The following is an 8,538-nucleotide window of genomic DNA, read 5'->3' as shown; positions in this document are numbered from 1 at the left end:
CCGGTGCGCGATCCGCGCGGGGTCGGTGGGGGCACCCGGGGGGCCACCGCGTTCGCCGGGGTGCCCCCGGCGGCCTGCGGGCGGGGGGGCGGCGCCCGGGGGGGGGGCGGCCGGGGCCGCCGGGGCCGCCGCCCGGCCGCGGGCTGCGGTCGCCCGGGCCCGGGGCCGGGTGCGGCCGCCCCGCCGTCCGCCGGCGGTAGGGTGGCCGCGATGACCACCTGTACGAGTCTGTCGAACGAGTTGCACGAGCCGCTGGCCGCCACCGCGGCCGGCGCGCTGACCTGGCTGCTGATCGAGCAGGCCGGGCCCTGGGGCGCCAAGGCGCTGACCGAGAGCCACTTCGACCCCGAGCTGGGTCGGGCGCTGGACGCCGCCTGCGCCGGCTCCGGGGTGAAGGTGGCGCTGATCCGCCGTCCGGGGCGGCACGCGGACGACCGGCCGACGGCCCGTCACCAGGTGCTGCTGGCGCACACCGTGCCGGGGCGCGGCTGGGTGCGGCGGGGCGAGACGGACCGGCCGGCCGAGCTACTGGGGCTGGACTTCGCGGCGCTCGGTGCCGGCGACCACACCGGTTTCGGCACCGCGCACACCGGCGGCCCGCTGGCCCTGGTGTGCACCAACGGGCGTCGGGACCGCTGCTGCGCGCTGCTCGGACGCCCGCTGGCCGCGGAGTTGGCGGCGGCCGGGCACAGCGAGGTCTGGGAGGTCACCCACCTGGGCGGCCACCGGTTCTCCCCCACCATGCTGGTGCTGCCGTACGGCTACGCCTACGGGCGGCTGACCGAGGCGGGGGCCAAGGAGGTGCTGGCCGCCACGGCCGCCGGGCAGACGGTGCCGGAGTTCTCCCGCGGGCGCTCCTGCTGGGACCGGCCCGGGCAGGCGGCCGAACACGCGGTACGCGAACTGACCGGGGAGCTCGCCGCCGAGGCGCTGACGGTCGCCCAGCAGGAGCTGGACGGCGGTGGTTGGCGCTGCCTGGTGACCCATCAGGACGGGCGCGGTTGGCAGGTCGAGGTGGGCGCGCTGCCCAGCGAGCCGCCGCGTCCGGAGAGCTGCGGCAAGGCACCGGCCTCCCCGGTGCGGATGGTGGTGCGCTCGGTGGCGGCCCGCTGAGTCAGGCGGGCAGGCGCTCGGCGAAGAGCGCGGCCACCTGCGGCAGGGCGGCCTGACGGGACGGCGAGTGCTCCACCGGGCCCACGTCGGTCAGGGTGACCTTGACGCCGTGCGCGCGCAGGTCCCGGGCGCAGTGCTCGGAGTTGGCGTAGGCGACGTCCTTGTCCCCGTCGGCGGCGAAGAGCTGCACCGGCACCTCGGGCACCCAGGCGGTGCAGGTGCCGTCGTTGTCCCGGAAGGCGCGCAGCAGGGCGCCGGTGGGGTGCAGCGCCCAGTCGACGGCGTGCGGGGTGAGCAGGCGGTGCGGGTCGTCGGGCAGCGCGGCGAAGATCTCCGCGTCGGTGTGGGTGCCGTCGTAGAGCGCCTCGACCTGCTGGTCGTAGGGGGCCTGGAAGAGCTCGGACGGGCTGTCGTAGAGGTGGTACAGGCGGTTCATCGCGGTCAGCCAGTAGCCGAAGTAGTAGCTGGTGTCGCGGCCGCGCAGGGTGGCGTCGACCAGTCCGGCGGGCGCCTCGGCGTGCTGGGCGTCGTACGGGCCGCTGATCGGGGCCAGTGAGACCAGGGCGAAGTGCGGGTCGGCACCCTCCTGGAGGGCCCGGCCCAGCGCCATCGCGGCGGGGCCGCCCTGGGAGAAGCCGGTGACCTGGACGCCGCGCTCCAGGCGGTGGCCGTGCCGGGCGGCCAGCGTGCGGGTGGCGCGCAGCAGGTCGAGCGAGGCGGTGGTCTCGGAGGCGGTGTCGGCGTAGGGGTGCGGGCCCGGGCCGCTGCCCAGGCCCAGGTAGTCGGGGGCCGCGGTGGCGTAGCCGGCCGCGGCGAACAGCACCGCGTCCGCCTGGTCGGTGCCGGCGGCGGAGGGGGCCTGGCTCCTGGCGGCGGTGGTGCCGTGCTCGTAGACGACGGTGCTGAGGGTGCGGCGGTCGCGGTCGGGCAGGCTGACCAGGCCGCTGGCGGTGGTGGGCCGGCCCTGCGGGTCGACGGTGCGGTACAGCACCCGGTAGTCGTCCACGCCGTAGCGCGGGGCGGGGCGCGGGTAGCCGCGGTCGGCGATCCGTCGGGCGGCCTCGTCGGGCGAGAGGTGGTCGATCGGCTGGACCGAGACGATGCCGCCGCGCCGGGCGTCGTGGTCCGGGTCCGGTCCGCGGTCGGCGGCCAGGGCGGGGGTGGCGGCGGCCGTGACGGTGAGCGCGGTGAGCGCGCCGAGGGCCGCGAGTCGGCGGCCGGTGGTGGTCTTGGCGTCGGTTCGCATGCTCCCATGCTGGGCGCGCGGCGGCCGCCGACCATCCGGGATCCGCCCTGATCCGGCCCCGGAGCCGACCCTGGGTCAGCTCTCGGGGGCGTCTCCTCCCTCCGGAGGGTCGGGGCACGCGGCGGGCGCGTCGGGGCACGCGGCGGGCGCCGGGGCGGAGGTCGGCAGGCTCAGCGGGACGCGCGCGCGGCCGGGCGGTAGCGGTGCTCGGGGCGGCCGGTGGTGCCGTAGCGCAGTTCGAGCCGGACCAGGCCCTCGCGGACCAGGTAGGAGAGGTAGCGCTGGGCGGTGGCCCGTGAGACGCCGGTGCGCTCGGCCACCTGACTGGCCGACAGGTCGGCGGCGTCGGCCCGCAGGGCGGCCAGGACCACGGCCAGGGTGGGCGCCGAGTGCCCCTTGGCCGGCACCTGGGGCAGCGAGACCGGGCGCACCGCGCTGAACAGCGCATCCACCTCGGCCTGCCCGTTCTCGCCGTCCGCGTCCAGCGCGGCCAGCCGCTCGCGCAGCTCCCGGTAGCCGTCCAGGCGCTCGGCCAGCACCGCGAAGCCGAACGGCTTGACCAGGTAGCCGGTGGCGCCGAGCTGCATCGCGGTGCGCACGGTCGCCAGGTCGCGGGCGGCGGTGATCACCAGTGCGTCGGGGCGCCCGCCGGGGGTGTCGGCGGAGGTGTCGGCGGTCAGCCGGCGCAGCACGTCGAGCCCGCTGCCGTCGGGCAGGTAGACGTCGAGCAGCAGCAGGTCGGGGCGGAGCTCGTGCACCGCCTCGACCGCGGTGGCCACGCTGGTGCGTTGGCCGGCCACCTCGAAGCCGGGGACCTTGCTGACGTAGGCGGCGTGGATGGCACTGACCCGGAAGTCGTCGTCCACCACCAGGGTTCTGATCACAGGGCGCCCTCCAGGACGCCGGGGGCGGCGGAGCGGGCCGCGCCCGGTGGTGCCGGATCGTGGTCGGGGAGCGGGAGGCGGACGGTGAAGACGGCGCCGGGGCCCTGGCTGACGGTGATCGAGCCGCCGTGCCGCTGCACCAGGCGGTGCACCAGGGCCAGCCCGAGGCCGCGCCGGGCGGTGCCGCGGTCGGGGCTGGTGGACCAGCCGTCCTCGAAGATCTTCTCGGCGGCGCCGGGCGGGATGCCCGGGCCGGTGTCGGCCACCGTCAGGGTGATCGCCCGCGCCGTCTCCACCAGGCCGAGCCGCACCTCCGCCCCGGGGCGGCCCCGGGTGGCCTCGACGGCGTTGTCCAGCAGGTTGCCGGTGACGGTGAGCAGGCGGTGCAGGTGGCCGGGGCGTTCGCCGAGCCGGGAGTCCGGCTCCAGCACGATCCGCACGCCGCGCTCGGCGGCGACCGTGGTCTTGGCCACGACCAGGCCGACCATCAGCGGGTTGGCGATCCGGTCGCGGATCGCCTCGGCGGGAGCCGACTCGGCGCGGCTGAGCTCGACGGCGTACTCCAGGGCGGCGTCGTGCTCGCCGAGTTCGAGCAGGCCGGCCATGGTGTGCATCCGGTTGGCGAACTCGTGCTGCTGGGCGCGCAGGGCATCGGTCAGGCCGCGCACCGAATCCAGCTCGCGCAGCAGGCCGACCAGTTCGGTGCGGTCCCGGACGGTGACCACGGCGCCCAGCGCCCGGCCCTGCAGCACGACCGGCATCCGGTTCACCGCGAGGCAGTGGCTGTCGGTCAGCACGGTCAGGTCGACGCCCGCCAGAGTGCCGTCCAGCGCGCGGCGCAGTCGGCCCTCGGGGAGCAGTTCGTCGATCCGGGCGCCGAGGGCCGTGCCCAGACCCAGCAGGCGGCGGGCCTCGTCGTTGACCACGCTCACCCTGCCCCGCGGGTCGAAGGCGATCACGCCCTCCTTGATCCCGTGCAGCATCGCCTCGCGGTCCTGCAGCAGGCCGACGATCTCCTCCAGCTCCAGTCCGAAGGTGGTCCGCTTGAGCCGACGGGCCAGCACGTAGGAGGCCACGCAGCCGACCGCCAGGGCGACGGCGGCGTACTCGGCGAAGGTGGACAGCTCGTGCCGGAGCTGGCCGAGCACGTCCTTCTCCGGGATGCCCACCGAGACCTCGCCGACCAGGGCGCCGCTCGGCCCGTACAGCGGGACCTTGGCGTTGGCGGAGCCGCCGGTGGCGCCGTGGTCGCTGCCGAGCACCTCCTGCCCGTGCCAGACCGTCACCGACTCCTCCACCCGCCGGCCGACCAGCTCGGGCAACGGGTGCGAGTGCCGGACCGCGTCGAGGTCGATCACCACCACGTAGGAGGCGCGCGAGGCGGTCTGGATCCGGCCGGCGGCGGCCTGCACGATGCCGCCGTCCACCCCGCTCTCCATCGCCTGCTGGATCTGCGGGTCGGCGGCCGTGACGTGGGCGATGGCCAGGGCACGCTGCTCGGAGTCGTGGTCGAGCTGGTCGCGCTGGGCGAAGGCCAGCAGCACGAAGCCGATCACGCTGGTGATCGCCAGGATGACCAGCTGGCTGCGCAGGATCCGGGCCGAGAGCTTGCGGCCGCGCCCGCGGACCGCCGCGCCGTTCCTCGGGGCCATGGTGCCCACCTCCGTCCCGCTGCTGGCGCCGTGCCGCCGGTCTGTGTCGTCGCCGCCCCCTCGGCACGGTGGCCGGTTGCCTCCGCATGGCGGCGATTGTGCCTGCCGCGAGCGGGCCTTGCCCACCCCCGCGGCCGTGCGCAGAACGAGCAGAACCCGCGGCAACGCGGGGAAGCCGCGCAACGCTCGCAAGACTCCCGCCCGCCGCCCGGCCGGTCCTACCTTCTCGTCACCGCGCAACATCCCTGAAACAGAACGGGGGTGACGGCGGCGAACACGCACCGACCAGAGCGGGGCCCGGCGCCCGGCGCCGGACTTCCTCGAAGCCCGGGCAGCACGACCGGGGAAGACAAGGAGACGGATTCGATGGCTGTGCGAGACGAAGTCGTGACCGGCCCGGCGGCCGCCCGCGGCGATCGGGCGGGCGCCCGGATCGAGCTGTCCGGCGTGACCAAGCGGTTCCTCACCCCCGGTGGCGAGGCGTTCACGGCGACCCGCGACGTGACCTTCTCCGTCGAGCCCGGGCAGTTCTGCGCCGTGGTCGGGCCCACCGGGTGCGGCAAGTCGACCACCCTGAGCCTGGTCTCCGGGCTGGACCGGCCCAGCGAGGGATCGGTGCGGGTCGGCGGACGCGAGGTGGACGGGATCACCGAGGGCATCAGCTTCATGTTCCAGGCGGACGCGCTGCTGCCGTGGAAGACCGTGCTGGGCAACGTGGCGATGGGACCGGTGTTCCGCGGCGTCGGCAAGAAGCAGGCGCACGCGGCCGCCCGGGACTGGCTGCGCCGGGTGGGACTGGCCGGGTTCGAGGACCACCACCCGCACCAGCTCTCCGGCGGCATGCGCAAGCGGGTGGCGATGGCTGCCGCGCTGATCAACGAGCCGTCGATCCTGCTGATGGACGAGCCGTTCGGGGCGTTGGACGTGCAGACCAAGGCGATCATGCAGAACGAGCTGCTGACCCTGTGGGAGCAGTTGCGGCCGGCGGTCGTCTTCATCACCCACGACCTGGAGGAGGCCGTCGCCCTGGCCGACCGGGTGGTGGTGATGACCTCCGGACCGGGCTCGGTGAAGGCGGTCCACGAGATCGACCTGCCGCGGCCGCGCGGCTCGGTGCAGACCATCCGGTTCGAGCCGCGGTTCCTCGAACTCCACCACCAGATCTGGGAGTCGCTGAGCGAGGAAGTCCAGCGCGCCTACGCACGTACGACGGGAGAGCAGCGATGAGGACGAACGGCACAGTGGGCATGACGACGGGGTCGGCGGACTCGGCGGGGTCGACGGGGGCGACGGGGTCGACGGGGTCGACGGGGGCGACGAGCCCCGTGGACTCGGTGGGCCCGATGGACTCGGTGGGCCCGGCGGGGTCGGCGGGCTCGAAGGGCTCGGTGGGCTCGAAGGGCTCGGTGGGCTCGAAGGGCTCGGGGCGTGCAGCGAGGTCTGCCGGCGACGCAGCGGGTGCGGCCGGCGCGGGCGTGCGGGCGCTGCGGCGGCGCAAGCTGCTGGTGCTGGCGGCGCGGCTCGGGGTGGCCGCCGTGTTCATCGGGGGCTGGCAACTGGTCACCACGCTGGGCTGGCTGGACCCGTTCTTCTTCGGACAGCCCAGCGGGATCGCCCAACGGCTCGGCGAGTACTTCTCCCAGGGCAGCCAGGCCACCGAGTTCGGCTCCTACTGGACCCAGATCGGTACCACCCTGCGGGAGGCGCTGTTCGGCTTCGTGCTCGGTTCGCTGACCGGCGTGGTCTTCGGGGTGGCGCTGGGTCAGAACCGCTTCCTGGCCGACGTGCTGGGTCCGTACATCAAGATCGTGAACGCCATTCCGCGCATCGTGCTCGGCTCGATCTTCGTGGTCGCGTTCGGCATCGGCGAGACGCCCAAGGTGCTGCTGGCCGCGGTGCTGGTGTTCTTCGTGGTCTTCTTCAACGCCTTCCAGGGCGTGCGGGAGGTGGACCGCAACATCCTGGACAACGCCCGGGTACTGGGCGCCAAGCCGCTGCAGATCGTCCGGCACGTGGTGGTGCCCTCGGCGCTCACCTGGATCATCGCCAGCCTGCACACCGCCTTCGGCTTCGCCGTCGTGGGTGCGCTGGTCGGCGAGGTGCTCGGGGCGCAGAGCGGCCTGGGCCTGGTGATCAAGACCGCCCAGAACAGCTTCGACCCCAACGGGGTGTTCGCCACGATGTTCGTGATCGCGGTGATCGCGGTGACCGCGGAGTGGCTGATCACCAAGCTGGAGCGGCGGCTGCTCTCCTGGCGCCCGCCGGCTCCGTCGGAGAGCGCGGCGATCTAGGACCGCCGGGCGGATCCGGGCTGGACCTGGCTGGTCCGGGCCCGCTCCTCCGTCGCTCTCCCCACCCTGCTTCCCTCCTCCCCCACCCTGCTTCCCCCTCCCCCACCCGCCGCGGCCTCCCCCTCTGCCGCGGACCCTCGAAAGGAACGTGGCTGCCATGTTCAAGCGAACCCTCACCCGCTCGCTGGCCGGCGCCGTCGTGCTCAGCGCCGCCCTCGGTCTCACCGCCTGCTCCGGCTCCGGCGGTTCCGGCAGCTCCGCAGAGGGCGGCGTGCCGACCGTGAAGCTCATGGTCGGCGGCATCGACAAGCAGATCTACCTGCCGTACCAACTGGCCGAGCAGCTGGGCTTCTACAAGAAGTACGGCGTCAACGTGGTGCTCAGCACCGAGACCGACGGCGGCGCCGGGGCGGAGGACGCGATGGCCTCCGGCCAGGTCGACATGGCCGGCGCCTGGTACGTGCACACCATCGACTTCCAGGTGAAGGGCAAGGCGGTGGAGGACATCGTCAACCTCTCCGGTGCGCCCGGCGAGCGCGAGATGTGCACCACCAGCAGCGGGGTCCACTCGCCCGCGGACTTCGCCGGCAAGACCGTGGGCGTCACCGACCTGGGCTCGGGCACCGACACCCTCACCCAGTTCCTGGCCGCGCAGAACAACCTGAAGACCGATCAGTACACCCGGATCGGGGTCGGCGCCGGGGCCACGGCGATCGCCGCGCTGCAGAACGGCAAGACCGCCTGCGTGATGACCACCCAGCCGACGGTGACGGCCATTCAGAAGAAGAACGTGGGCTACTCCGCCATCGACCTGGCCACCACCGCCGGCGCCCAGCAGGCGATGGGCGGCCTGTGGCCCTCGGCCGGCGTGCTGGCCCAGACCTCCTGGGTCAACGGTCACAAGGAGGCCGCCCAGAAGGTGGTCAACGCGCTGGTCGACACCATGCACTGGATCGCCACGCACAGCGCCGCCGACATCGCCAACGCGCTGCCGCCGGCCTTCGTCACCAAGGGCAACGTCTCCAAGGACGACTACATCGCGGCGCTGGCCCAGGACAAGGGCCAGTTCCTGCCGGACGGCATCATGCCGGCGAACGGCCCGAAGACGGTGCTGGCCACCGAGAAGCTGGTCGGCGTGAAGACCGACTCGGTGAACCTGGGGACCACCTTCACCAACGAGTTCGCCCTCGCCGCCAACAAGACCGAGGGCTACACCACGAGCACCACGCCGGCCGACGCCAACGGCTGAGCGACGGAGCTCCGTCCAGCCGGATGCCCGGGTGCGCGCCCCTCCGCGCACACGGGCATCCTCCGTAGCGTCCCGCCCGCTCCGGAGGGGGCCGCCCGAACTG

General features: G+C 74.2%; 7 protein-coding genes. 4 read left to right on the top strand and 3 right to left on the bottom strand.

Going from position 1 to position 8,538, the window contains the following annotated elements; all coding sequences use genetic code 11:
- Positions 1 to 210 precede the first annotated feature (210 nt).
- Positions 211 to 1,113, top strand: a complete 903-nt coding sequence (locus ACFW1A_RS34945; RefSeq protein WP_380416429.1) for a sucrase ferredoxin — start codon at positions 211 to 213, stop codon at positions 1,111 to 1,113.
- Position 1,114: 1 nt separating this feature from the next.
- Here the strand turns inward: ACFW1A_RS34945 and ACFW1A_RS34940 are convergent, their stop codons facing one another.
- The 3 genes from ACFW1A_RS34940 to ACFW1A_RS34930 form a co-directional block, all read right to left on the bottom strand.
- Positions 1,115 to 2,359: a lipase family protein gene (locus ACFW1A_RS34940; protein WP_380416427.1), complete on the bottom strand. Its 1,245-nt coding sequence runs from the start codon at positions 2,357 to 2,359 to the stop codon at positions 1,115 to 1,117.
- Between the two features lie 170 nt (positions 2,360 to 2,529).
- The gene (locus ACFW1A_RS34935) at positions 2,530 to 3,243 is read right to left on the bottom strand and encodes a response regulator (protein ID WP_380416425.1); all 714 of its coding nucleotides are present in this window, start codon (positions 3,241 to 3,243) and stop codon (positions 2,530 to 2,532) included.
- Positions 3,240 to 4,895: an ATP-binding protein gene (locus ACFW1A_RS34930; protein WP_380416422.1), complete on the bottom strand. Its 1,656-nt coding sequence runs from the start codon at positions 4,893 to 4,895 to the stop codon at positions 3,240 to 3,242. The genes ACFW1A_RS34935 and ACFW1A_RS34930 overlap by 4 nt, the downstream gene beginning before the upstream one ends.
- A gap of 366 nt (positions 4,896 to 5,261) precedes the next feature.
- On the opposite strand from ACFW1A_RS34930, the gene ACFW1A_RS34925 reads away from it, so the two are divergent.
- The 3 genes from ACFW1A_RS34925 to ACFW1A_RS34915 all read left to right on the top strand — a co-directional run bounded on the left by ACFW1A_RS34925 (position 5,262) and on the right by ACFW1A_RS34915 (position 8,435).
- The gene (locus ACFW1A_RS34925; protein WP_380416420.1) at positions 5,262 to 6,122 is read left to right on the top strand and encodes an ABC transporter ATP-binding protein; all 861 of its coding nucleotides are present in this window, start codon (positions 5,262 to 5,264) and stop codon (positions 6,120 to 6,122) included.
- Positions 6,123 to 6,238: 116 nt separating this feature from the next.
- Positions 6,239 to 7,186 carry an ABC transporter permease gene (locus ACFW1A_RS34920; protein ID WP_380416418.1) on the top strand — a complete coding sequence of 316 codons (948 nt, stop codon included), beginning with the start codon at positions 6,239 to 6,241 and terminating at the stop codon, positions 7,184 to 7,186.
- A 157-nt stretch (positions 7,187 to 7,343) separates the two neighbouring features.
- Positions 7,344 to 8,435 carry an ABC transporter substrate-binding protein gene (locus ACFW1A_RS34915; RefSeq protein ID WP_380416416.1) on the top strand — a complete coding sequence of 364 codons (1,092 nt, stop codon included), beginning with the start codon at positions 7,344 to 7,346 and terminating at the stop codon, positions 8,433 to 8,435.
- Positions 8,436 to 8,538 lie beyond the last annotated feature (103 nt).

The organism is Kitasatospora sp. NPDC058965 (genome assembly GCF_042741245.1).
In the GTDB taxonomy this organism is placed as follows: Bacteria; Actinomycetota; Actinomycetes; order Streptomycetales; family Streptomycetaceae; genus Kitasatospora.
Note: the sequence above shows the minus strand (reverse complement) of the source record. Positions and strands in the feature narration are given on the sequence as shown.

Bases quoted from the DNA above. Each gene is read 5' to 3' on its own strand.
- ACFW1A_RS34915 (WP_380416416.1), top strand. From the start codon at position 7,344: ATGTTCAAGCGAACCCTCACCCGCTCGCTGGCCGGCGCCGTCGTGCTC.
- ACFW1A_RS34945 (WP_380416429.1), top strand. From the start codon at position 211: ATGACCACCTGTACGAGTCTGTCGAACGAGTTGCACGAGCCGCTGGCC.
- ACFW1A_RS34925 (WP_380416420.1), top strand. From the start codon at position 5,262: ATGGCTGTGCGAGACGAAGTCGTGACCGGCCCGGCGGCCGCCCGCGGC.
- ACFW1A_RS34930 (WP_380416422.1), bottom strand. From the start codon at position 4,895: ATGGCCCCGAGGAACGGCGCGGCGGTCCGCGGGCGCGGCCGCAAGCTC.
- ACFW1A_RS34920 (WP_380416418.1), top strand. From the start codon at position 6,239: ATGGACTCGGTGGGCCCGGCGGGGTCGGCGGGCTCGAAGGGCTCGGTG.
- ACFW1A_RS34940 (WP_380416427.1), bottom strand. From the start codon at position 2,359: ATGCGAACCGACGCCAAGACCACCACCGGCCGCCGACTCGCGGCCCTC.